General features: G+C 38.1%; 27 protein-coding genes. 11 read left to right on the top strand and 16 right to left on the bottom strand.

The genetic code is table 11. From position 1 onward, the window contains the following. Window positions 1-11: 11 nt before the first annotated feature. A complete protein-coding gene (locus tag B9A52_RS03340) occupies window positions 12-1,016 on the bottom strand; it encodes a radical SAM/SPASM domain-containing protein (RefSeq protein ID WP_084118975.1) in 1,005 nt (334 codons plus the stop codon). A 224-nt stretch (window positions 1,017-1,240) separates the two neighbouring features. On the opposite strand from B9A52_RS03340, the gene gldB reads away from it, so the two are divergent. Beyond that, window positions 1,241-2,245, top strand: coding sequence for a gliding motility lipoprotein GldB (gene gldB, locus B9A52_RS03330; RefSeq protein WP_084118973.1), 1,005 nt, complete (start codon window positions 1,241-1,243; stop codon window positions 2,243-2,245). Here the strand turns inward: gldB and B9A52_RS03325 are convergent. From B9A52_RS03325 to nth, 3 genes are read right to left on the bottom strand one after another with little or no spacing between them, the layout of a single operon-like run. Further along, window positions 2,214-3,437, bottom strand: coding sequence for a glycosyltransferase family 4 protein (locus B9A52_RS03325; protein WP_084118972.1), 1,224 nt, complete (start codon window positions 3,435-3,437; stop codon window positions 2,214-2,216). The two genes, gldB and B9A52_RS03325, sit on opposite strands and share 32 nt — an antisense overlap. Before the next feature lie 24 nt (window positions 3,438-3,461). Further along, a complete protein-coding gene (gene asnB, locus B9A52_RS03320; RefSeq protein WP_084118971.1) occupies window positions 3,462-5,249 on the bottom strand; it encodes an asparagine synthase (glutamine-hydrolyzing) in 1,788 nt (595 codons plus the stop codon). After that, a complete protein-coding gene (nth, locus tag B9A52_RS03315; RefSeq protein WP_084118970.1) occupies window positions 5,250-5,936 on the bottom strand; it encodes an endonuclease III in 687 nt (228 codons plus the stop codon). It abuts the gene before it with no gap. A 333-nt stretch (window positions 5,937-6,269) separates the two neighbouring features. Between nth and B9A52_RS03310 the strand changes: the two genes are divergently transcribed. Continuing rightward, complete coding sequence (locus B9A52_RS03310) at window positions 6,270-7,148, top strand: alpha/beta hydrolase (protein WP_231955453.1); 879 nt, start codon at window positions 6,270-6,272, stop codon at window positions 7,146-7,148. 297 nt (window positions 7,149-7,445) lie between these two features. After that, on the top strand, window positions 7,446-8,477 hold the full coding sequence (locus B9A52_RS03305) for a chemotaxis protein CheB (protein WP_084118968.1): 1,032 nt from the start codon (window positions 7,446-7,448) through the stop codon (window positions 8,475-8,477). A gap of 113 nt (window positions 8,478-8,590) precedes the next feature. Here B9A52_RS03305 and B9A52_RS03300 read toward each other — a convergent pair whose 3' ends face one another. Then, the gene (locus B9A52_RS03300) at window positions 8,591-9,268 is read right to left on the bottom strand and encodes a porin family protein (RefSeq protein ID WP_084118967.1); all 678 of its coding nucleotides are present in this window, start codon (window positions 9,266-9,268) and stop codon (window positions 8,591-8,593) included. Between the two features lie 449 nt (window positions 9,269-9,717). On the opposite strand from B9A52_RS03300, the gene B9A52_RS03295 reads away from it, so the two are divergent. Next, entirely contained in the window at window positions 9,718-10,758 is a 1,041-nt protein-coding gene (locus B9A52_RS03295; RefSeq protein WP_084118966.1) for a sodium:calcium antiporter, read from the top strand. Between the two features lie 86 nt (window positions 10,759-10,844). Continuing rightward, window positions 10,845-11,564 (top strand): sialate O-acetylesterase, encoded by a 720-nt coding sequence (locus B9A52_RS03290; protein WP_084118965.1) that lies wholly within the window; start codon window positions 10,845-10,847, stop codon window positions 11,562-11,564. A 30-nt stretch (window positions 11,565-11,594) separates the two neighbouring features. Here the strand turns inward: B9A52_RS03290 and B9A52_RS03285 are convergent, their stop codons facing one another. Beyond that, a complete protein-coding gene (locus B9A52_RS03285; protein WP_084118964.1) occupies window positions 11,595-11,828 on the bottom strand; it encodes a hypothetical protein in 234 nt (77 codons plus the stop codon). Next, window positions 11,803-12,405 (bottom strand): RNA polymerase sigma factor, encoded by a 603-nt coding sequence (locus B9A52_RS03280; protein WP_084118963.1) that lies wholly within the window; start codon window positions 12,403-12,405, stop codon window positions 11,803-11,805. The genes B9A52_RS03285 and B9A52_RS03280 overlap by 26 nt, the downstream gene beginning before the upstream one ends. Window positions 12,406-12,814: 409 nt before the next feature. Between B9A52_RS03280 and B9A52_RS03275 the strand changes: the two genes are divergently transcribed. After that, a complete protein-coding gene (locus B9A52_RS03275) occupies window positions 12,815-13,171 on the top strand; it encodes a DUF3127 domain-containing protein (RefSeq protein ID WP_084118962.1) in 357 nt (118 codons plus the stop codon). A 100-nt stretch (window positions 13,172-13,271) separates the two neighbouring features. After that, a complete protein-coding gene (locus B9A52_RS03270; RefSeq protein WP_084118961.1) occupies window positions 13,272-13,727 on the top strand; it encodes a hypothetical protein in 456 nt (151 codons plus the stop codon). Here B9A52_RS03270 and B9A52_RS25820 read toward each other — a convergent pair. The 5 genes from B9A52_RS25820 to B9A52_RS03255 form a co-directional block, all read right to left on the bottom strand. Further along, window positions 13,724-13,873: a hypothetical protein gene (locus B9A52_RS25820; protein ID WP_172805158.1), complete on the bottom strand. Its 150-nt coding sequence runs from the start codon at window positions 13,871-13,873 to the stop codon at window positions 13,724-13,726. The two genes, B9A52_RS03270 and B9A52_RS25820, sit on opposite strands and share 4 nt — an antisense overlap. A gap of 126 nt (window positions 13,874-13,999) precedes the next feature. Beyond that, window positions 14,000-14,506, bottom strand: a complete 507-nt coding sequence (gene purE, locus B9A52_RS03265) for a 5-(carboxyamino)imidazole ribonucleotide mutase (protein ID WP_084118960.1) — start codon at window positions 14,504-14,506, stop codon at window positions 14,000-14,002. 3 nt (window positions 14,507-14,509) lie between these two features. After that, window positions 14,510-15,649, bottom strand: a complete 1,140-nt coding sequence (locus tag B9A52_RS03260; RefSeq protein ID WP_084118959.1) for a 5-(carboxyamino)imidazole ribonucleotide synthase — start codon at window positions 15,647-15,649, stop codon at window positions 14,510-14,512. A gap of 297 nt (window positions 15,650-15,946) precedes the next feature. After that, a complete protein-coding gene (locus B9A52_RS25370; protein WP_157370057.1) occupies window positions 15,947-16,099 on the bottom strand; it encodes a lmo0937 family membrane protein in 153 nt (50 codons plus the stop codon). Between the two features lie 65 nt (window positions 16,100-16,164). Further along, complete coding sequence (locus B9A52_RS03255; protein ID WP_084118958.1) at window positions 16,165-17,928, bottom strand: MutS-related protein; 1,764 nt, start codon at window positions 17,926-17,928, stop codon at window positions 16,165-16,167. Between the two features lie 190 nt (window positions 17,929-18,118). Between B9A52_RS03255 and B9A52_RS03250 the strand changes: the two genes are divergently transcribed. Genes B9A52_RS03250 through B9A52_RS03240 form a run of 4 tightly spaced genes read left to right on the top strand, consistent with a single transcriptional unit; the run spans window position 18,119 to window position 20,846 of the window. Continuing rightward, on the top strand, window positions 18,119-18,562 hold the full coding sequence (locus B9A52_RS03250) for a hypothetical protein (protein ID WP_084118957.1): 444 nt from the start codon (window positions 18,119-18,121) through the stop codon (window positions 18,560-18,562). Window position 18,563: 1 nt separating this feature from the next. Then, the gene (locus tag B9A52_RS03245; protein ID WP_084118956.1) at window positions 18,564-19,760 is read left to right on the top strand and encodes a GTP-binding protein; all 1,197 of its coding nucleotides are present in this window, start codon (window positions 18,564-18,566) and stop codon (window positions 19,758-19,760) included. Window positions 19,761-19,770: 10 nt separating this feature from the next. Further along, window positions 19,771-19,947 carry a hypothetical protein gene (locus B9A52_RS25815; RefSeq protein WP_172805157.1) on the top strand — a complete coding sequence of 59 codons (177 nt, stop codon included), beginning with the start codon at window positions 19,771-19,773 and terminating at the stop codon, window positions 19,945-19,947. Between the two features lie 56 nt (window positions 19,948-20,003). Beyond that, window positions 20,004-20,846, top strand: a complete 843-nt coding sequence (locus B9A52_RS03240) for a hypothetical protein (protein ID WP_084118955.1) — start codon at window positions 20,004-20,006, stop codon at window positions 20,844-20,846. Window positions 20,847-20,889: 43 nt separating this feature from the next. Here B9A52_RS03240 and B9A52_RS03235 read toward each other — a convergent pair whose 3' ends face one another. From B9A52_RS03235 to B9A52_RS03220, 4 genes are all read right to left on the bottom strand, one after another. Beyond that, on the bottom strand, window positions 20,890-21,708 hold the full coding sequence (locus B9A52_RS03235) for a mechanosensitive ion channel family protein (RefSeq protein ID WP_084118954.1): 819 nt from the start codon (window positions 21,706-21,708) through the stop codon (window positions 20,890-20,892). Window positions 21,709-21,854: 146 nt separating this feature from the next. Next, the gene (locus tag B9A52_RS03230) at window positions 21,855-22,697 is read right to left on the bottom strand and encodes a mechanosensitive ion channel family protein (RefSeq protein ID WP_084118953.1); all 843 of its coding nucleotides are present in this window, start codon (window positions 22,695-22,697) and stop codon (window positions 21,855-21,857) included. 30 nt (window positions 22,698-22,727) lie between these two features. Next, window positions 22,728-23,435, bottom strand: a complete 708-nt coding sequence (locus tag B9A52_RS03225) for a methyltransferase domain-containing protein (RefSeq protein WP_084118952.1) — start codon at window positions 23,433-23,435, stop codon at window positions 22,728-22,730. Beyond that, complete coding sequence (locus B9A52_RS03220) at window positions 23,435-24,511, bottom strand: type III polyketide synthase (RefSeq protein ID WP_084118951.1); 1,077 nt, start codon at window positions 24,509-24,511, stop codon at window positions 23,435-23,437. The genes B9A52_RS03225 and B9A52_RS03220 overlap by 1 nt, the downstream gene beginning before the upstream one ends. Window positions 24,512-24,589 lie beyond the last annotated feature (78 nt).

Genomic DNA, 24,589 nt, shown 5'->3' with positions numbered 1-24,589 from the left:
AAAGCGGCTTTCTACTCTGTACAGTTTTTGCAGATTTCAATCTGTGTGCGGTCGTTCAATAACTGTTTTCGGAAGGCATTGTAAGCATTGTTATTCCAGATATCTTTCAGGTGATTTTCCTGGATTTTCCCCATCACATGTTGCCCGTCTTTATCAAAACAGCAAGGGAGCAATTTTCCATCCCAAGTAAATACTGCTCCTTGCCACATTCTCCAGCATTTGTTTTGGATCTCCTTTTTGAGTTTCCAAGTGCCATTTCCATTAGGGATATACCTGGAATATTGGGTGTTTTGAGGGATCAGTTCCGAACCGTTTTCAAAACCATAAATCTGGGTGGTTTTTAATTGAAGTTCATCTACCCCAATATTTTTTGCCCATATCTTCAATTCCGGGATTTGGTGTTCATTTTTCCCTGTTACCAAAAACTGCAGAATAATTCTGGGAAATCTTTTTTTCAATTCCCTTTTTCTATGGATCAATTCAAACAATCCTTCCTCCACTTTTGCCAATTTGCCTCCTACGCGGTAATCCTGATAGATTTCCTGTGTGATTCCATCCATTGAAACTATCAACTGTTTCAACCCGGAGTCGATGATGGCACCCACATTTTTTTTGGTCAGGTAATGTCCGTTGGTGGAGGTGGAGGTAAATATTCCGGACTTGTCGGCATAGCTGATCAGCTCCGGGAAATTTGGATGCAGAAAAGGTTCTCCCTGAAAATAGAGATGTAGATAAGTCAGATGATCTTTGGTTTGATCAATGATTTGCCGAAAAACCTGTTCCTCCAACATGCCGGTTGGCCTTGTAAAACTCCGCAATCCACTAGGGCATTCGGGACAGCGGAGGTTACAACTGGTGGTAGGTTCTATGGATAAAGTCGTTGGAAGGCCCCAAATTCTTGGTTTTTTGATTACTCTGCTCCAGTAAAAAGAGCAAAATAAAAGAAGATAGTTTCCGAGTTTTTTTAAACTCAAGTAATAAAAAAATTCCCTAAAAGTGATCCACTTATTTTTCACAGGATGAAGTAATCAAAAAAACAGCGAATAAAAAAGGTTTTTTTAGAACGCTGATAATGCCGATAGAGCGGATTTTCACTGATTTTTTTTCATCTGTGTGTATCTGCAAAATCAGCGTTATCAGCGTTCCCTTAAATGATTCTAATAAAGATTGCCTAAAAAAATCAAAACCATCTGTTGGTTTGTTGTAGATTTGGCAGCGATCCCAATCAGAAATCACTTATATGGACCAATCAAAACTGTTATTTTGCTGTTTGTTGCTCTTGTTATATTTCTCCTCATGCAGGGAAAAAGAAGCCGAATGTAAACTGGATGCTGAAATCCTGAAATCCAATCTGAATGTCGAAATCATCAGGCTGGAAAATGATTTCTTTGAAGCTGCATCAGTTGAAGACTTTTTGTACTTGCTTGAAAAGTATCCGGAATTTTCTGATAGCTATCTTTTGTCAAATGAATATGAAAGCAAAGCTGCAATGGCAAATGAGCTGTTGGAACTGCACCAAGATTCAATGCTGGTCGAGCTGTATGATGAAGTGATGGTTCATTATCCTGACGTATCCTCACTTGAAAAAGATCTTACAGATGCATTCAAATATATCCAATATCACTTTCCGGAATTTAAAATCCCAAAGGTCTATACTTTTGTAAGCGGGTTTGCTACTGATTTGTATTTGGATGATGATATGATTGTTATTGGATTGGATTACTATTTGCCTTTTGAGCACAGATTTCAGCCCCCGGACTTGCCACAATATATTTCCAATAGGTATCAGAGAGACTACATCGTCCCCATGATAGTGATGGCTATTTCATCTAAATTCAACCAAACAGATTTGTCTCAAAATACTCTGATCGCTGAAATGATTTATTTCGGCAAAGCCTATCATTTTACCAAAAGTATTCTTCCCTGTACCTCGGATGAATTCATTATCGGTTATACTCCGGAAGAGATCATTGCCTGTTTTGATAATGAAGAATTTATATGGTCCTATTTTGTGGAAAATGATTTATTTTTCGAAACCAACCCATTCATTATCAGAAAATATACCGGAGAAGCACCTGCTACCGATGAAATCAGTCCTGATGCCCCGGGGAGAATCGGTAGATGGCTGGGTTGGAATATTGTGGATGATTTTCGGGCCAATAACGAGTTAAACCTGCGGGATATGATGCAGATTTCTGATACGGGAAGGATTTTTAGGCAGTCAGGATATAAACCTCGTCGCTAAATTCCTTTCCGAATTTTTCAGGATCCATGATACCCAAAAGTCTTTGCACAGCAATTTCACTCGAAAAAAACTTTTCGGCCAAATCTCTTGAATGAAGTTGGCAGGCTTTAAGTGCATTTGGGTTTTCTGCCAATTCCACCAATTTTTCTAAAGTTTTACCAGGTTTTGAAGGGTTGAAATACAATCCCAAATCATATTGTTTGACCAAATCATACACCCAACCTTTGTGATTGACCAAGATGGCTTTTCCGGCTGCCAAGGCATCAAAAAACTTATTGGGACTATTTGTTCCCAAAACCGGTAGATGGGCAAAAGAAACAAATGCCATGTCAGAAACGGAAAGGATTTCCCTGACTTTTTCCTTGTTCCCAAATGGAATAAACCGGAAATTCTTAAGATTCAGATCCTGGGCTTCCTGAAGTAAATTATCTGCATAGGAACCTTTCCCCATCACTAAAAATTGAAAATCCAAATTCCGGATCTGTGCTTCATGGGCCAGAATCAGGATATCATTTACAGCATTTACTTTACCTATAGCGCCGGCATAAGTAAGGGTAAACTTGGATGCTAAACCATATTTCTGAAGTATAGAGGGACTTTTTTTCTCTGGAATAAAGAAAGAGGTATCCGCAAAATTCGGAACTAGGTAGATTTTGGCTTCGGGGAAGCGTTGTCTTATCGAATTGGCGATTCCCGGAGATAGTGCCACTATTTTGAGGGCCTGATTATAGATTTTACCTTCAAAATGAAATAAAATCTTTTTCAGGATTTGGTTTTTGATCGCTCCGACTTGAACAGGCGCTTCAGGCCATAAATCCCTTACTTCAAAAATATAGGGAACTGCAAATTTCTTTTTTGCCCACATCCCTATCCAACCGGTGGTGAGGGGGGTGGAAGTGATATAAAAATAATCCGGACGGGGCAGTTTGGCAATGTGCTTTTTTGCCAATCGAATAAATGCTAAAAATGCCCAAATCCTTTTGACAAATCCAAAATTCTGCTGGTATCGGACAGGAAGATAATGAACCTTGATCCCGGCAATCATTTTGAAGTCATAATGGGGTTTTCCATGGGAAGTAATCATCTCTACCTGTATACCTGCTTTCACCAAACCTTTTGCCAAATGATAGGAACGCGTAGCACCGCCTTCTTCAGGTGTCAAGAAATACTGATGGATGTAGATGATTCTCATGGATTGAATGCTATGATTTTCCGATCATTGTTTATTTTCCAACCAGCTTGCCAGGATGAATAAGTTCCAAAGTTGTAAGAAATGCCTTTTATCTGATTTTTCCGGATTGGCGGACAATTTACGCATTTCGGGGGGAAATTCTTTCCCCCAATCTTTATCCATCTTATGGATTGCTGGAAATACCCAGTTCCTGAAATCCTTCTCCCCAAACCACTCCATGAGCGGCAACCCAAAACCCAGTTTTTTCCTGTTGGCAATTTTTTCCAATCCCCTTTTTTTCAAAGCGGTTTTGATCTGTTTTTTTCCTGCTAGTTCGAGAAGGGGTTTTTCGGAAAGCGCAGCAGTCAAGGAAAGTAATTGTTGATTGAGATAGGGAGCTCTTCCCTCAATCCCGTGTGCCATACAGGCATTGTCGTGGATTTTCAGGATGTCATTGACAAGGTAAAAGGTTCTGTCCCAATCCAGCGCGTTTTTGAAAGGATGGTTGGTTTTTGGATACCAATTTTGGAAATGACTCATAAGTTCATCAGGTATTTCCTGCAATGCTGCCATTTGTATAAATGTCATTTCCGGATTTTGATGAATACTTTGCAGTAGTTTTTGCCAAGCTAAAGGGAGAGGGATATTTTTCCCCATTGATTTCATCCAATGAAAAAGCCTTGGATTGGCTAAGTAATGCTGAAATGCCTTATGCCTTCTGTAGCCTCCAAAAAGTTCATCAGCCCCGGCCCCGGAAACCAAAACTTTGACGCTTTCCTTGGCTTCTTTCGCCACGTACCAAGTCAAAAATCCTGCACTGTCTCCTATTGGTTGGTCCAGGGATTGAATGTAACCATTCCAATTATCCAGTATAATTTTTTTGTCCACAAAAATTTCATGGTGTTGACTTGGGTACTTCTTCCCAAAAAAATCAGCAAAATGTGGGTCAGCATACTTTTTACGGAATTTCTTTTCCAAAGCTACCGTGTATGTCGGTATTGCCTGCCCGGTTTCTTCATACCACATGGCATATAATAAACTACTGTCCGCCCCGCCACTTAAAACCATTCCCACTGGTCGCTCGGCATGGAAGCTTTTTAGAACCGCATCCTTCAGCGTTTCTTCAAAGGTAATTTGATCCAAAATCCGATGAGTTGCAGGAATGATCTTTAACTTTTTCCTGTCCAGAACCTTTCCCTGAAAATCCAATACCAGTACCTCGCCCGGAAGAATCTGATCCACTTTTTCAAAAAAAGTTTTGTCAGTGAAACTGTTCCGATAGTAGAAAAAAGGAATAAACTGCTTTGGGTCAATTTTTGGGAGAAAATTTAAACCTGCTGTAATTCCCCGTGATTCCGAAGAAAAATACCAAATAGTATCCTGTTGGAAATAATGCAGTGGTTTTTCACCCGAAATATCCCGGGCAATTATGATCTCATTTTTTATAAGGTCTGCAAAAACCAATGCAAACATTCCTTCCAATGCAGAGAGTTTTTTTGATCCATGGGTTTTCAACCATTTGAGAAGAACTTCCGAATCTGAATTGCTTGAAAAGCTGCATCCAAGGTCCAGAAGTTCTTTTCTAAGGTCCTGGTAATTGTATAGTGCACCATTCCAAACCAAAACAGCATCTTTTTCATCATTCCAGATAGGCTGATTGGAAGCATCAGTTAGGTCCAATATTTTAAGTCGGTTTCCTGCAAAAAATACGTTTTCACTGACTTTTGAAAATCCGGAATGGTCAGGGCCACGGTGGATAGTTGCATTCGTCATTGCTTCGATGGCTTTTTGGCCATCTGAATTCGCATTGATTATGACGTTTATTCCACACATTTACTTTTTCTTCTTTGGGGGAAGTGTTCCTTCGTTTAAGATTGCCTCCCTGTTTTTTTCAAAATATCTACAAAAATGAGTCAAGGTACATTCACCGCATTTTGGCTTTCTGGCCAAGCAAACATATCTCCCATGCAATATCAACCAATGATGCGCAATATGAATATGTTGCTTGGGGATATGTTTTACCAATTGCTTTTCCACCTCCAAAGGGGTCTTGGCATTTTGGTTGACCAAACCCAATCTTTTTGAAACCCTGAAAACGTGCGTATCAACGGCCATATTCGGTTGGTTCCAAACCACCGAAGTGATCACATTGGCTGTTTTTCGGCCTACTCCCGGCAGTTTTACCAACTCTTCCACAGTGGAGGGAACTTCTCCATCAAACTCTTCGACCAACATTTTCCCCAATCCGATCAGGTGTTTGGTTTTATTGTTGGGATAGGAGATACTTTTGATATATGGAAAAAGTTCATCAAAATCTGCAGCTGCCAAATGGGCCGGTGTCGGAAAATTTTCAAAGATAGCAGGAGTGGACATGTTGACTCTTTTGTCGGTACATTGGGCACTTAACACCACTGCGACCAACAACTGAAAAGGAGACTCATATTGCAGTTCCGTTTCTGCGATGGGCATATTGTTGGAAAAATGATCTATGAAGGCGGCGTATCTTTCTTTTTTGAGCATTGTTTTTGGTTTGAAAATGACAGATGACCGATGTCGGATGACCGATGCTTCGCTACTTTCTATTTTTATCCTTGGATTTGATTTTATCTAAACCACTGTTTTAAGTTTGGCAAATTATATATTGTAAACCAAATCTCCATTTCTTTTAATATAATCACTTTAAACAAATCCAAGAGATGGTTAAATTTCAATTCTTGCCAACATCGGTCATCGGTCATCCGACTTCCGTCCCATTTGAACTGCGATTGAACCTTACTGAAAATAAAGCAGGAAACCATACATACAACAACAAGTAACCCTAACTTTCGTTGGTTTACAAAGAAAATAAATTTTATGATGGATAAGTTTTACAGATTGAAAATTGCGGCAGGACTTTTACTGGGAATAGCACTTTTATTTATGTCTTGCAGTGAAGACGTCGAACCGGGGCTAGATGCCAATGTGGCCATAGACTTAATCGATGTTAAATACAGTCAGGAACGCCCAAATCAACTGATGGACGTTTATTTACCTGCCAACAGAAATTCCAATTCCACAAAGGTGTTTGTGTGGGTACATGGTGGGGGATGGGTAGATGGTAATAAGTCGGAGTTTAAGACTTTCAAACCTTGGTTGGAAGAAGTACAGGAGGATTATGCCTATGTTGCCATCAATTACAGTTTGTTCAATATTGCCACAGGAGGAAATAAATTCCCAACACAAGAGGAAGATATAAAAAAAGCCCTATCCTATATCAAATCGCAACTTTCTACTTGGAATGTTTCTGATGAGGTGATTTTGGCAGGAGGAAGTGCAGGAGGACATTTGGTTTTGCTGCACAGCTATAAAAACAATGAGGACAATTTAGTAAAAGCCACCGTTGCTTTTTTCCCGCCTACTGAATTGTCCTCGTTTTATGATTTTAATTTATTTTCTAGGTTGTTGCTGGAAAATCTATTGGGAGGGAATCCTACCAACAGGCAGGAGGATTATTTTAATAGTAGCCCACTTAATTTTGTCCAATCGCAAAGTGTGCCCACGGTACTTTTTCATGGAGATATTGACGACGTGGTTCCTATTTCTCAAAGTAAAATTCTGGAACAAGAACTGATGGCCAATAATGTCCCGCACTTGGCGGAATACGTCATTGGGCAGGGACATGGCTTCAGCGCCCAAACCAACAGGGATCTTTTGGCTAAGATGCAGGTGTTTTTGGATGGGGTATTGGAGTAAGAGGGATTTGAATCCAGTTTGAATTGAAAAGTTGGTAATGAAAGGAATTGGAAAGAAGAGGTCATAAAAGGATTGAACCATAGGTGCACCATGAGATAAAATTTACAGTCGGATACCTTGAGTCCTGAATCAGGCCATTTAGGTCTTTAACCGGAAGGCTGTAAATTCTATCCAAAAAATGCATCATTTCTTATAGGGGTTTTAGACAGAATGATCTTAGCCATATTTTTTCGAATACCGTTATAGAAATAGAGTGTTCCAGCCGTTATATCTGATTAAATTTTTAGTAGATAAGAAATGAAAAAAAACAATAAAACCAAAAAGGCTGAAAAATTTACCCAGGTCGTTGTCATTGGCACATCTGCGGGGGGTCTTAGTGCTTTGAAAAAACTGATCAGCCAAATCCCAAAAGATTTTTTATTGCCGATATTGGTGGTCCGACATATTTCTCCCGATGCAACGGGAAACGTAGTATTAGACGAGCTTAATAAGTTAAATAGTGTAAAATGTCAGCATGCGGAGACCGGAGGTAAATTGAAACCTGGTCATTTATACCTTGCGCCATCAGATCATCATTTCTTGATTGGAGGAAACCTGAAAATGCTGGTGACCAAAGGAGCTCATGAAAACAGGTCCCGTCCTGCTATAGATCCATTGTTTCGTTCAGCTGCTGTAGCTTTTGGTTCCGGTGTCATAGGAATTATTCTTACTGGCTATCTTGATGATGGCACATCAGGAATGAAAGCGATAAAAAATTGTGGAGGGATTTGTATCATACAGGATCCTGAAGAAGCGGAATATCCTGATATGCCAAGAAATGTACTGAATAACATTGAAGTAGATTATTGCCTGCCTATAGCTGAAATGGGGGCTTTGCTTATAAAACTTATTCCACTGCAATCACATATTCGTAAGCCTATTCCGGAGCATATCTTAATAGAAGCTAAAATTGCCGAACGTGTTTTGAGCGATCTATCTTCAGTAAATGAATTGGGCGATCAGGTCCCATTTAACTGTCCTGGTTGCGGCGGTGTATTATGGAAGGTTGGAAAAGACAGCGACTTACGGTTCCGTTGCCATACCGGGCATGCCTATACAGCAGCGTACCTCTTAGCAGAACAGACAAACAAGATTGAAGAAACCATGTGGACTGCACTTAGGATGTTTGAGGAGCGAAAAAACTTACTGACCGAAATGGCTAGAGGGAAAAAAGGTGTTGGTTCTCAAACAGCCCTTGAAAGGGCAAAAACTTCCCAAATTCATATTGATCGGATCAGAGAAATTTTGAAAACAGATGAGAATAAAAGTGGAGATGATATGCCCACATAATGATAATTGCATAAAAAAACCCGATTATCTAGGGAAGTCCATAGAAAACCAGGTTTTTGTTAATCGTAATATTTAAAAGATAATTTACATTTCTTTAAATCAGAGGGGTGATATTAAAATCCAAATCCAAGAAAAATCTGAGCTACACCATTTCTGGAATTGTTGGTGAGTGTTCCGCCTAATCCTTCGCTTCCTACTTCACGCAAACCATGGTTGTATCGCGCACCAATAGATACATTCCCAATATCGAAACCTACTCCGGCAAACAGTCCATAATCTATTGAATTGAAATCATCTTTGTTCAATTCAATTGGGTCGCTTGTGGATAAATCTGAAGACTTAAGGTCTTTTACATTGGCCGAAATAAGATACGATACATACGGCCCTGCATTGACGTTTAATGGACCAATATTGAATGCCAATCCTAATGGCAATTGAATATAATTCAAGTTGAATCTAACTTCACCTTCCCTTATTCCCAAAAGACTTTCCACATCACTTCCACCATAGGAAACCTTTGATCCAAGGCTTGTGTAGAGCAATTCGGGTTGAATAGCCAAAAAATCTGTTAAAGCTATTTTCGTAAAAATACCAAAGTGTAATCCTACTTTCATATTTTCATCATCAACGGTAGGTTGGTCGACGAAGAATTGGGAAAAATTTGCACCACCCTTTATCCCTACTCTTGGTCCGGGATTTTCGCTTTGTGCTTGTCCCTGTGGAGCAAAAGTCAATAGGAGGAATACAATTCCGATCCCGGTAAAAATTCCAAATTTTTGATTCTTTTTCATGATAATTTTTTTTGAAATGTTGGTTTAAGTTTTAGTAATTGAAATTAATAATTATATTATCTCAATTAATAATCAAAAGTAATGATTGTATATTTATTAAAATTTAACTTTAATTATTTAGATTATTACTTTTTACATATTTGGATTTACTATTTTATCAGACAGACTTAGAAAAAGTAGATAACAAAAATCTTTTGCCACAGTGATTTTTGGAAATCCGTGTGAGCAATTGGTTAAATAAAAGGTAGACTAGAGGAACCTTTTTAGCTATGAAAGAAATTGGGAAAAATATTTTCCACCCTTGAAGTGGTGAGGAACCTGTGTTTAAATTTTCATACAAGAACATTATTCTGACTGCTTGAAACTATGTTCACAGATTGAGTTTATTGCAGTTGAAAGTGTGTGCAATCCAATTATCTTTGAATCAAGTTGACGCTTTATATAAAGAAATGACAGAATTCTTCAACATTCACGATCTTGAACTGACCGGTATAATTTTTATTCTGGTTATTTCAGCATTGGTTATTTCTATTGCAGGGACCTATCTCGCCAAATTCGCCGATCAAATTGCAGACATAACCAAGCTTGGGGAAGCATTGGTCGGGGCAGTGTTGTTGGGGGCAGTTACTTCCCTTGCCGGAGTAGTCACCTCTATTTCTGCTGCATTGCAGGGATATGCCGACCTTGCCATAAGCAATGCCATAGGTGGAATAGCTGTACAAACTTTCTTCTTGGCAATTGCCGATATGACTTATAGGAAAGCAAATTTGGAACATGCCTCTGCCTCTTTGGCAAATCTTATGTACAGCGTTTTGTTGATTGGCTTATTGACAACACTCTTAATGATGTCACAGATGCCGGAAGTGACTTTTCAGGGTTTTCATCCAGGTTCGCCCATCATTATAATAACATACGTGGCAGGCTTGTGGATGGTATCAAAATCTTCCAAAAAGCCCATGTGGAGCCCGACTCACACCGTGGAAACTGTGGCCGATGTTCCTGCAAAAGATCTCCACAAAATAAATTTGAAAAGGCTTTGGTTAGGATTCATTGTAACAGCAGGCTTGGTTATTGTTGCCGGATATTTCGTAGGAGAAGCTGGGATTGCTATCAGCGAAAGGACGCGGCTCTCAGAAACTTTTGTTGGAGGCTTATTTACAGCAGTGGCGACTTCCCTGCCTGAATTGATTGTGTCTATCAGTGCAGTAAAAAGAGGCTCTTTGACTATGGCAGTAAGCAATATTGTTGGTGGAAATTCATTTGAAGTTATTGTGGTGGCTCTTGCAGATTTTTTTTATAAGGGATCAATTCTTCACGCTGCTACCTCTGCGGATTCCTATATTATTACCCTGACTATTTTATTGATGTCAGTCTTATTAATGGGGTTGCTATATAGAGAAAAACAGGGAATTGGTAAAATTGGCTGGGAAAGTTTAGGCATAATAATTATATTTATAGTTGGATATTTGATTTTATTTTTCAGTGGGTGATGCTGCTGAGTTTAACTTTGTTTTAAAACCTTTTAATTTTTTGGTGTTAATTTTTCAACCAATTTCCTTACTTAAAAAATTAATACATGAAAATAGCATTTCTCATTTTAGCGAATTTAATATTGATTTCGGAATCAGTTTTTTCCTTTCAAATAGATGGGAAACATCTTTTTATCCTGTCGGGTCAATCAAATATGGAAGGTTTAAACCCAGAGGAATCCTTCATTCCGATACTTAAAGATTCTCTTGGAGGTGATAAAATTATTGTTGTTAAAAATGCCATGGGAGGTCAACCCATCAGACGTTGGTATAAAGATCGGGAAACTATTGATGGAAATAGTTTAATAGAAAAGCCGGATTTATATGATTCCTTGATGAATCTGGTTAATACAGTCATCCAAAATGAAAATATTCTGTCAGTAACTTTTATTTGGATGCAGGGAGAACGCGACGCTAGGGAATCTTATGGCAGTGTATATGAAGCAAGTTTGATTGGATTGTATAATCAGCTGAGTAAAGACCTTGGTCGCTCAGATGTAAATTTTCTGATTGGTAGATTGAATGATTTTGATTTAAGAAACGAAAAATATCCTGATTGGACAGTAATCAGAGACATTCAAGTAAAAGTAGCCGAATCAAATCCTCATTTTGACTGGGTTGACACAGATGATTTGAATGACGGAGTAAACAGAGAAGGGCAAAAAATTGAAAACGATTTACATATGTCAGCACAAGGATATGTGATTTTGGGTAAGCGTTTTGCGGAAAAAAGTATTCAGTTAATAAAAAAACCTGAAAGCAATTAAGCTTTCAGGTTACCATTTCGTCTGATTCTATCAAACTTTTTCGAGTCCTGTAGATTTGGCCCTCCGTAGGATGGCTTTTACTACTTTTTCCGAAGGTTCTAGAATGAGTTGGTCCAATTGTCCGATAGTGCTCAGCATCTCTAAATAGTCTTGCATCAAGGTATCATTACCGCGCAAGGCCTGCACAAACAGCTCATTCTCACCCTCGCTCATTTCCTGATAGATATATCTTAACAGGTCATTTGGGGTAAAAGATTTTGTCATAGGCAACGTTTAATTGTTTCAATTTTTTCCTCATGTTTATCAAAGCGTATCGCATTCTTCCTAAAGCAGTATTGATACTTACTCCAGTCTGTTCTGCAATTTCCTGAAAACTCAAATCCATGTAATGTCTCATAATGAGCACCTGTTTCTGGGTTTCGGGAAGCTCATCAACAAGCTTCCTGACCAAGTCAACAGTATCTTCTTTTACCTTGAGATCTTCGATATTTTCTTCTGCGAATCTCAATGTATTGAAAATATTGGCACCATCCTCCATGACAATAGTGGGATAGCGTTTGCATTTTCTAAAATAATCGATGGCTAAATTATGCGCTATGCGCATCAACCATGGCTGAAATTTACCCTCTTCGTTATAGCCGTCAGAACTTAAAGTCTGTACTACTTTTACAAATACATCTTGAAGTAAATCCTCAGCTACTCCCTGATCTTTTACGATCAGATAAATGGTGGTATAAACTCTCGGACTGTATTTGTTTACTAACTTTTCAAATGCTGCTTCACTTCCGCTTCGGTACTGTGCGATCAGTTCGGCATCTTTAGGAATTAACCTATTGCTCATACAAATTGACTTTTTTAATAACGTAGAGTTTTATGCCATAGTATATCTGTGAGGGTGAAACATTTTAATGATTGCTTTCAAATGTAAAAATTCAATAACATTGATGCAATAGAAACTGTGTTTTTTTTGAAAAAGAAATTAACTAAAAAAAGTCAAAATAGATTATTTTGTACTTTACAATAAAAAAACTGAAATTTAATTTGTATGCAAACCTCGTTTTTTACAAAACAAAAAATTTATTTTCTGTTTCTTTAACGGATAAACTCCTGTTTTTATTATAGAGTTTCTAAAATCTCAGAATATTAGAAGGAAAATTTATTCAGGCAAATAAGTTGAACAAGCTTTGGGTGAAAAGCCGATGTAAATCTTGCCTTTTTGTTAACTTCGTTTTTCAATACTAATAAAAATTATGGAACTAAGCGGAAAAATAGTACAAATCTTGCCGGAACAAGGTGGAACTTCAGCAAAAGGCAGCTGGAGGAAAAGAGATTATATTTTGGAATTACCCGGGACTTACCCAAAAAAGGTATGTCTGACTGTTTGGGGTGATAATATTGATCAATTTAATATGAATATGGGTGATGAAGTCACAGCATCTGTAGATATTGAAAGCCGTGAATATAACGGTAGATGGTATACAGATGTCAAAGCCTGGAAAGTTGAAAAAGGGAATCAACCAAAGAGCAATCCAAGATCGGGCACAATCTCGGTCCCAGATGTGACTACTTTTTCTGATGAAAGCGGAGATGATATCCTGCCGTTTTAAATGGCAATAATTTATTTAGATTTCAGGATGTGCCTCATTTTGTAAAAATTGTGGCACTTTCCTAAAATAATATGATTTTCACGAATTAATTATTGAAGCTATGTGGGATGATTTTGATGATGATAGCTGGGATGAAAGTGATGAAGAGGAATTCCGAAGAGAAAATGAAAGGATAGATAAGCATCCTTTGATGAAAAAAGGAATGGATATTTTTGAACTTACCAGAGCTTTGGTTGGCTCATTGGATGAGGCAAGAATGGAACTTTATGGGGGATTGATGCTGGAAAGTGCCGGGGTCCTTCCCGCAAAATTTGCAAGTGCAGAAGCAGTGGATGACTATATCCTGAAAATGGAAAATGCAGTCCTTATAAAAATACATGCAAGAAGTTTGCATTCCATGACATATCAATTGGCTTTGGAAGGAACCCATGCAGAGGAACACCTTCAGCTAGTAAGGGATGCCATCAAAGAGTATAAATCCATGTTTGTAGAATGGGTAAAGGGATTTGATTCCTCAATCAAGAATAATGATGGTTGGGGAATTTTTGAAGATTAACGGATATTTTGCCCAAATCTATATCCCAAATAAGCCCCTACAATCATGAGTATCAATGAAATGCCCAAAAGTAACAGTAATATGCCCAAAGGCATTTCCCAATTTTCACTCCCGATTTTGAATCGGATATTTTTTTTGAGGTCCATGGAGCAAATATCGGGTTTCTTATCATTTATCTAATATTGGAACAAAAAAAGAAGCGAGGCATAAGTGCCTCGCTTCTCTAAGAAAATTAAAAGTAATTAAACTTTAATTTATAAGCCTACTGTTTTTTACGTGTTTCTCCATCCCTTAGTTTCAATTTCTTTTGCGGAAGTTTCGACTTTTTCTTTCAGAGAGTCTTTGAATGAGGATAGTTTAAGAGAAATATCTTCATTGAAAGCACCTACAATAGATGCAGCAAGGATTCCGGCATTTCTAGCTCCGTTTAAAGCCAAAGTTGCGACTGGAATACCTGCTGGCATTTGAAGAATGGAAAGTACACTATCCCATCCATCTATGGAATTGGAGGATTTAATAGGAACCCCCAATACCGGAAGGGTGGTAAGGGAAGCCACCATTCCTGGCAAGTGGGCTGCACCACCTGCCCCGGCTATGATTACTTTGAGGCCTCTGTTTTTGGCTGACTCTGCATATTCTACCATCCTGTGGGGAGTTCGGTGAGCAGAAACAACTGTCAATTCATATTCCACACCCAATTCTTCCAAAACGATTGCTGCTTCCGACATGATCGGCAAATCGGATTTACTCCCCATGATGATTCCTACTTGTATGGCCATTGCTTAAGCTTTTATTTTTATGATTTCTTTGATTTCCAAGGCACGTTTTTTCAGGACAGAAACGTTCTCATCCAAAATGGTAACATGTCCCATTTTTCTGAAAGGCTTGGTGACTTTTTTCCCGTATAGATGTACATATACCCCTTTTTGAGAAATCGCTTTATCCATTCCCTCCACAATAGCATTACCTGTAAACCCATCTTCACCCAATAGATTTACCATTGCAGCCGGACACCTTAGTGCAGTATTCCCCAAAGGCATATTCAATACTGACCGTAAGTGTTGTTCAAATTGTGAGGTAAAATTGGCTTCAATGGTGTGATGTCCACTATTATGTGGTCTTGGAGCGATTTCATTGACCAATATATCTCCTGATCTGGTCACAAACATTTCCACGGCAAGTATCCCGACCATTTCCAGTTTTTCAATTACCTGAAATGCCAGGGATTTGGCTTTTTCCTCAGTTGCTATTGATATGTTTGCAGGTGCAAACAGGAACTCCACCAAATTGGCTGTCGGGTGAAAAGAACATTCTACAGATGGAAAAGCAACAGTTTCTCCTTGCTTATTTCTGGCAACAATCACTGACAATTCCTGTTCGAAATCTATCAGTTTTTCCAATAGACCCGGAGCATCAAAAGCATTTTCCAGATCTTTTTTGGTTTTTAAAACTTGTACACCTCTACCATCATACCCTTCTCTTCCCAACTTATTCACTGCGGGCAAAAATCCGGAATTGGCCTTGACCTCTTCCTTATTGGCTGTCAATATAAAATCAGCGGAAGGTATGTTGTTGTTTTTATAAAACTGTTTTTGGAGACGTTTGTCCTGTATCATTTTAATGATATGGGGTTGGGGAAAAACTTCTTTCCCCTCATCAGCAAGTCTTTGAAGCGCCTCAGTATTTACATTCTCTATTTCAATGGTGATGACATCGCAATTTTTTCCAAAATTATATACCGTGTCAAAATCCGTTAGCTTACCTTGAATAAAGTTCTGACAGATGTCTTTGCAAGGAGCATTAGGGTCAGGGTCTAAAATATGGATGTCTATATTATAAGAGATAGCGGATTGGATTACCATACGTCCTAATTGGCCGCCACCTAATATTCCCAAAATCTTTTGTTGATAGTTTTCTTGCACTTTCTTCCTTTTGATTGCCCAAAAATAAGGGAAAAATGCAGGATATCGAATATCAGGTTTGTATTATAAAAATAGAGGCTGTCTCACAAGTGAAATCTCCTAAAATTTTATCCAAAAATTATTTGGCGTTAGATTTGGCAAAGCTTTGCGTCCGCGTGCCTTCGTGGCAGTTTGGACAAATTTGGCCACAAAAACACTAAGTCACAAATAGCCTAATTGTAAAACCGATATTTTATTTGGAAAAAAAATTAGAAAGACGATTTATGATACAGCCTCTTGGTATTTTTTTTTGAAAGATTAAACCGATCTTCCACCAATTAGCCTCAACAGAATTGCAACGACAGCCAATACCAACAGAATGTGAATCAGCCCACCTGCACTGTAAACAAAGAATCCGAAGATCCATCCGATAATCAAAATGACAGCAATCAAATATAATAAAGAACTCATGGTATAGTTGGTTTAGTTAAACAATTGATTATGAGCTTAAAAGACCAATTATCATGCCATAAAAACTATTCAGAGAACTTAATGCCCATCAACTCCATGAGTTTGTGCGCATTAAAACTCGGACAGGGACCTTCCTTGATTTTGTAATCAAAGTGAATTTCATTGTCGGCAATTTCACTATGAAAACTCTTGTTTTCGAGATAATCGAGGGTATTTTCCAATTGACTCAGTTCAATGTCATGTGTTGAAATAATTCCCTTACAATTGGAATTTGCCAATTGTCTGATGAGTGATTCACTTCCCATGATTCGGTCTACGGTATTGGTACCTTTTAGAATTTCATCCAAAAGAAACAAAACCTGTTCCCCATTTTCTGCCATGGTAAGCAATTGCTTGATTCTGGCCAACTCTGCATAAAAAGAACTCACACTCTCTCCCAGGTTATCAGTATTTCTCATGCTGGTGAATAATTGGAAGGAACCTGTTCTGAATGCGGAGGCAAATGGGCACAATCCCAAGTTGGCAAGAACAAGATTGATTCCCACCGTTCTCATAAAAGTCGTTTTACCGGACATATTGGACCCGGTCAGTAGAACAATTTTTGTCTTTTCGGCTAAAGTAAAATCATTTCCTACTGCATCTTTGGGATTTAAAAGTGGATGAACCAGATTTTTTGTTTCCAATATTTTTTCACTTGTCCAATCCACTTGGCAGTTTAGATTTTCCTCATTGCTAAATGCTGCCAAAGAAACCAAAGACTGCCAAACATCGAAATATCCTTCCCATTCAGCTAAATGTTTTGCGAATCTCATTTTCCACTTAACCGTTCTCCAAAAAAGAAAAAAATCAATCCAAAAGAGCATATTGAAGATCAAATACATCAAATTGAATCTGTTTTGAAGCATAAAGGATTTTTGCTCCAAGGAATTTAAAATCGCCGAAGCATCATAATCCTGGTTTTTAAAGGGCTTTTGAAGGTGATTGAGATAATCTCCTTCAAATCGCATTGCCGCTATCTGTGAGGCCCATTTGCTAAAAGTCTTGATGTCTCCCTGATTGGGCATGATGGAGGAAGCCTGTTGTAAATTATGGAAGATCATTGATAAGAAAAATAATCCAGCAATAATCCAAGCACCAACCCAAGCCGGGGCGATTAATTCAAATACTGCTGCAAAAATGATTAAAATTCCTCCAATTGGGCCAATTAAAAGTGGTAAATAGTAGATGGCATTCCATTTTTCATTTTGTTTAAGCCAGGCATAAAATTTTGTTTTGGGTTTTTCATTTTTCATAAAAGCCCGGCCATGCGCTTCAAAAGATGCCAGAAAGCTCTTGTTAGGCCTAAGTTCCTCAATTGCTTCTGCCTTTTCTTTGGCTTTATCGGGATTAATGTTGCATTTCATCCACTCCGCTAAAAGTGATTTACCACTTTTGCTGACGGTATGATTGATCAATTGGAAAAGTGAATGCACACCAAAAAGATCAAGATCATTGGAATAGGGATGGAGCTTATCTATATATTCTGAACCTGAATCCAAGTCTTTTAGATTCCGGGATTTTCTTTTCTCTCTCTCTTTTTCCATTTCAATCAACTGGGAAAAAAAATCTATCCAATCTTTATTGGTGTTGTATTGAATGATAAGGTATACGAACAAAATTGAAGATATCAGGAAAGCGAGTATAAATACCGGCTTATCAGAAAGTCCAATGATCAATGAAGCAATCATAAACAAGAAAAGAAAAAACCGGGCTGTAGCAAGCCCAAATCCCTTTCTTTTACAACGCTTGAGCGAATCTTTTATGTCAGTAATCCCGTATTCAAATTCCATGGACCAAAGATATTAAAAGATTTAGGAGGGGGCACTAAAAATATAAATGCAATAATGTTGCATTATATCATTTTTTTAAAGATATTTGAATCATCTCATTCTTATAGTGTTCTCTCATTAGAATGATGGTGGTTGACAGCAAGACTCCGGTTCGTCCGGAGTCTTCATTCATTATAGGAGAACGATAATTATGAAAATATTAACATTGGGATTCTTGTTGGCCTTTTCCTTAGGATTAGGGGTATCGGTACACAATCCTGACATTTGGGCTTTATTATCAAAGACAAGGTTTGTAGAAAAGTTAAACAGAGAATTTGGGATGTATTTTCTATATCCTATTTTCCCGGATGAACTTAAAGCATTGGAGGGCAAGTCTTTGGAAGTCACGGGCTTTTATATTCCTTTGGATGTAAGTACCTCAGATTTTGCTGTACTTAGTAAATTTCCCAACGCGGAATGTTTCTTTTGTGGTGGAGCCGGACCGGAGAGTATTGTAGTGGCCTACCTAAAGAAAAAACCTTCCAAAAAGATCAAAGTAGATGAAATCATTACCATCAAAGGAAAGCTAAAACTCAACGATACAGATATTGATGAATTGAATTTCATCCTATTGGATGCTGAAATAATAAATTGAAATGAATAAAAAATTACCTGTAACAGTATTGAGTGGATTTTTAGGAGCAGGAAAAACCACCCTGCTCAATCATATTCTTCATAACAAACAAGGTCTTAAGGTAGCCGTCATTGTCAATGACATGAGTGAGGTCAATGTCGATGCGCAACTTGTAAGGCAGGAAAACACCCTTTCAAGGACTGAAGAAAAGCTCGTGGAAATGAGTAATGGTTGTATTTGTTGCACCTTAAGGGAGGATTTGATGATAGAGGTGGAGCGCTTGGCCAATGAAAACCGCTTCGACTATTTGTTGATCGAAAGCACAGGTATCTCTGAACCCCTACCGGTGGCACAGACTTTTAGTTTTGTTGATGATGAAAAAGGGATTGATTTGTCCAGATTCAGCCAGCTAGATACTTTGGTGACTGTAGTAGATGCATTTAATTTTTACAAGGATTTTGGAAGTGCCGAAACTGTATATTCCAAACATTTAAATAATGACCCGGAAGATCAGCGTTCAATAGTTAACCTCCTTACGGATCAGATTGAATTTGCCAATGTAATTTTGATAAACAAAGCTGACTTGGTCAGCAAAGAGCATATTGAAGAATTAAAGGCAATTATCAATAAACTCAATCCTGCTGCCAATATCATAGTTTCTGATCATAGCAAAATTGATCCTAAAGAAATTCTGAACACAGGCCTTTTTGATTTTGAAGAGGCTTCAAATTCTGCAGGTTGGCAAGAGGAATTGGAAAAAGGTCACCATACACCGGAAACCGAAGAATACGGGATATCTTCTTTTGTATTTAGGGATAAAAGACCTTTTCACCCACAAAGATTTTGGACCTATATTTCGGAAAATTGGCCCGCAGGAATTATCCGCAGTAAAGGGCTGTTTTATATTGCTTCAAGAAAGGATCAGGCACTTTCCTGGTCACAGGCCGGGGGTTCATTGAAGGCCGAACCGATTGGTGTTTGGTGGGCAAGTATGACATTTAAAGAGCGGACGAGATATCCTTCTTATGTAGAAAACCAAAAATATATAGAATCCAAATGGGATAAAATTTTTGGGGACAGGATGAATGAATTGGTGATTATCGGGCAGGACTTGGATAAGGAAATGATCCAAAATGAAATGGAGAATTGCTTGCTGGATAATTATGAACTGGCGGACTTTTTAAACGGAGAAATATTTAAAGACAACTGGCCTATTTAAATTTGCCAAAATGGGAAAAAAATCAGGAAACCAGAGAAAAAAAATCATTGAGGAAGAGTTGATTTCAGAAGTTGATTATTCTGAAGGTTTCGGTGGTATACCGGAAAATGTATCTCTTACCAAAAATATTGGATGTGCCTCAGATTCAAAGAATAAGGATAAAAAAATCCGAAAAAATGATTACTAAACTTAATGTTTATTCTGATTTTTTTCTTTTACTTTCAGGAATAAAACTTAACTCATATGAAAGTAAATCACCCACAAAATCCTACTTTCCTGTTTGTTTTGGGATGTCTTTTTTGGTTGACATCCTGTGAAAAAACAGAAGAACTTTTGCCTCAACAGGATACTGCGATCCTTCAGGAAGAGGCACAGGTTAATGCTTCATTTGAAGATGCTGACCAGCTTATTTTGTCTTCAATGCTTGGTAATGGAACTGGCTTGAGGACGATGGTTGATCTCAACAATGACCTATGTCCTGACACCAAAGTTGATTTTTATCCCAATAATAGGTCAATTGTGATCAATTTTGGCTCAGGTTGTACAAGCCCAAAAGGTATTAAGCGCAAAGGTAAGTTAACCATAACTTACTCTGAATTTTCACCGGAATCTGTTATGGAGATCAACATTTTGTTTGATGGGTATTATGTCAATGATCTTAAAATAGAAGGCCGAAGAAAAATTATTCACAAAGGACTGAATGCAGAAGGTATGTATTTGCATTTCGAATCTGTGATCTATGACGGAAAGGTAACTTGGCCGGACGGTACATACGCCACGATCGAAGGAGAACATGACAAGAAATTGTATTTTCCCGCAGGATTGTCCGATGATTATAGATTGGAAGTGACAGGTGGATCCGGGGGAAAAACAAGACTTGGAATCCCTTACATGTCCCTTATTGAAGAAAAACTAATTTACAACCAAAAGTGTACCAGCCAGGGAAATTGGATACCTTCATCCGGAAAAATCGAGTTGACTATCAATTCCGACCAGAAGTTTTTGATTGATTATGGAGATGGTGACTGTGACAAAACGGCTTCAGTCACCCATAATGGGAAAAGCATTCCGATCAATTTTGAATAAAAAATGAAAAGGCCGGAATTCAATCTCCGGCCTTTTTTTATTGCTAATTTTTTCCTTCAGGATAATAGTGATGGACATCTCTTTGCGGGAAAGGTATCCCGATGTTTTCTTTGTCGAAGGTTTTTTTGATATTTTCATGCATATAGGAGTGAACATTCCAAAAATCCTCTGTCTTGCACCAAGGCCTTACGGCAAAATTTACAGATGAGGCTCCAAGTTCAGTAACAATAATATCAACAGGCTGACTATGATCTATAAATTCGCATGATTCTGCAACTTTTTGAATGACGGATCTTGCTTTGTCTATATCGTCCTTATAGCTTATTCCAAAAGTCATAGGTACCTTTCTGACCGAATTGGCGGTGAGGTTTTCCAAGGGGTTTGATGAAATCGATCCATTTGGAATGATGATGATTCTATTGTCAAGTGTAGTCAATATGGTATTGAAAATCTGGATTTCTTTGACAGTGCCTGAATAGCCATTGGTGACTATGAAGTCCCCGACACGAAATGGTTTAAAAAACAAAATCAGAACACCTGCAGCAAGATGGCTCAGATTTCCCTGTAAAGCCAAACCGATCGCAAAGGCTAGCGCACCAAAAATCGCAATAAATGAGGTAACCTCAATGCCGAACATGGAAGCAGCACTGAATAACACGAGGACTTTAATGGTGATGGTAATCAAAGAAAAAATAAACGGCACCAAGGTGGGGTCGACGTTATTTTTTTCCATCAATTGCTTGGTCTTTTTGGCAATTATTCTGGCAAGCCAAAAACCAACTACCAAAGTTACTATAGCTCCCAATACTCTTGGGGCATAAGCAATGACCATATCGGTAATTTGTGAAAGGTTAAAATCCATAACTTTTTAGTTTTTCATAGTTTAAATTAAAGAACATGTTGACCAAGTTATAAAAATCTTTCTTTTTTAGCCTACTAAAAAGTAAAAAATTACCCTGTCTTTTGTTCAAAAAACAGGGCAAAAAGAACTATGTCTTCCATCTTATTTTATTTGCCTTCGGAATATAGATGGTGAACTGTCCTTTGTGGAAAAGGAATCTCAATTTCTTGTTGTTCAAAGGCTTCCTTGATAGCCTCTATGTTGTCCCAATACACAGGCCAGAGATTCTCACTATCAACCCAGACCCTAACGATCAGGTCAAGAGAACTGTCGCCAAAGTTCACAAATTTGACTAAAGGTTCGGGGTCAGCGTGAATTCTTTGGTCCAGTTTGAGTACTTCCAAAATTATATTTCTCGTTTTCTTTAAATCAGTTCCATAAGCTACCCCGACTTTGATTTCAACACGTCTTGTCGGTTTTTGAGAATAATTGATCATAGAATTGTTGGCCAGGGCACCATTTGGAATAGTAACCACTTTATTATCAAAATTCTTGATTTTTGTGTAAAGTATGTCAATGCTCTCCACTTCCCCAATTGTCCCTTGTGCTTCAATGGTATCACCCACACGAAAAGGTTTAAAAACCAGGATCAAAACTCCCCCGGCAAAGTTTGACAAAGAACCTTGTAATGCCAGACCAACCGCCAAGCCGGCGGCACCCAAAATGGCAACAAACGAAGTCATTTCCATTCCCAGTGTAGTGGCTACACTGATAAGCAGAAGCACCCACAACAAGGCATTTAAAAAACTCTTGAAGAATGTTGCCAACGAAGGGTCTATCTCATATTTTTCAAGAGTTTTACCAAATAATTTCATCAATAGCCTGATGGCATATCGCCCTACCAGAAGTAAGATCAGCGACTTCAATAATATGGGCCCAAACTGGAATAAAAGGTCAATTCCCTTTTCTCTGAGAACAGTGATATTGTCTAAATCAATATTGTAATCCATAATATGGTTTTGAGTTTTGAGAATACAAAACTAAAGAATATATCCAGTTACTCTCCAACGGAAAGCCCATTTCCATTTGATTTCGTAGTCTGAAATCCCTGAAGATTTCAAAATGTTGGCCAGTTCAGATTTTTTGAAACTTCTCAATACTGATAGTGGGCCATCATTTTTGACCATGGTAGAATTGGAAAACAAGGCAGTCAAAAGCTTGATGCTATAATAGGCAATAGGGTGGCGATGAAGGTCATTGATGACAACTCCAAGCTTTGCCTTCTTTTTAAAAGAAGATAAAAGCAACAATAGTTCTTCATCTGTAAAATGATGCGTAAAAAGTGTACAGGTCACAATATCTACTTTTTTGTCTAAAAAAGATCCATCAAAAACATTCTGGGTTTCGAATGCCACATTGGCGATTTCTGAAAGATTTGATTTTGCCAATTTGATGATATTGGGATTGGCATCAATTCCTATGAACTGACAATTTATCTTTTTTCGACTGGCCCAATTTGCCATTACCTTGATCATATCTCCTCCGCCACAGCCTATATCAGCGATGGAATAGCTTTTTTGAGGATATTTAATCATGATCTGGTTCAAACTGGATGTGGTCACATGGTTTCCCCCGAGGACTTTATTGATGATTTTGAGCTCTTTTAATGTCACCTCCATCAATTTCCCCCCAGTTTCAAGGTCGTCCATTATTTCTTTTTGGTAGCTTCTTTTGCTGAATTTCCCCATTATTTCTCAAGCAATAGGGTTTCTAAAGTCAATCCCGGTCCAAATCCCATAGCCAAAATGTCCCCTTTCTGGTGCGGGTCTATCAACCATTTTTTCAGGACAAACAAAATAGTGGCCGATGACATATTGCCAAAACTTTTAAGGGTTTCATGGGAGGGAAGATTCTGTGACTTTCCTATTCCAAAGGCTTCTTCTACTTTTTGAAGAATCTGCTTTCCTCCCGGATGTATAGCAAAATTTTTAATTTTTGACAATTGGAATTTTTCTTCCAAATAATCATTGATTTCAAAAAGTCCTTTACTGAGCAATTCAGGGACATATTTACTCAATCGCATTTCAAAACCAAAATTCCCAATAGACCAGGCCATATCTTTTTCCCCTTCCTTGAATACCCTGCTGTGGTATTTCTGTATGGAAAGTCCTTCCTCTTCTCTTGTAACCAAAGCTGCTGCGGCACCATCTCCAAAAATGGCATTGGCCAAAAGATTGTCTTCATTATAATTTTTTTGGAAGTGGATGGTGCAGAGTTCTACTGATAAAATAAGAACCTTGGCTTTTGGATCACTGTCACAAATTCTATCTGCCAGTTTGATGCCATTAAATGCGGCATAACATCCCATGAAATGTATGGCATATCGCTCTACATCTTTTCGAAAATTCATTTCGTGCATGATTTCCAACTCGAGTCCAGGTGCAAACATTCCTGTACAAGAGACCAAAATCAAATGGGTGATATCTGATGGCTGGTAATTTGTTCCTCGCAAACAATCAAGAATAGCCGATTTTGCCAGTCCAAAACCGGATTTTTCAAAAAGTCCCATCCTCATTTTTGTACCGGGGAAAGGTTCCAACGATTTATTTGAGGGGAAAAAACTGAATTTTTCCGGATCTTCATACCTAAAATCTTCTATAACACTGTATCGGTTTTCTATTCCTGTATGCCTGTAAACAAAATTCAGTTTTCGCGCTTCCTGTGAATCCAGGTTATGCGCCATCTTCATAAATTCACCTATCTGTGCCTGCAAAATGGGTTTTCCAGGATTGGCTGTACCGATACTAACAATATGGTTATTCATTTACTAAAATTAAGCTTATTTTTCTAACTTGGATTTCGAAGTCTAAACATCTCAAGTTACTAAAAGTTAAAAACAAAA

This window comes from Aquiflexum balticum DSM 16537 (assembly GCF_900176595.1).
Classification (GTDB): domain Bacteria; phylum Bacteroidota; class Bacteroidia; order Cytophagales; family Cyclobacteriaceae; genus Aquiflexum; species Aquiflexum balticum.
The sequence above is the reverse complement of the archived record's forward strand: the minus strand, read 5'-3'. Positions and strand labels throughout refer to the sequence as shown.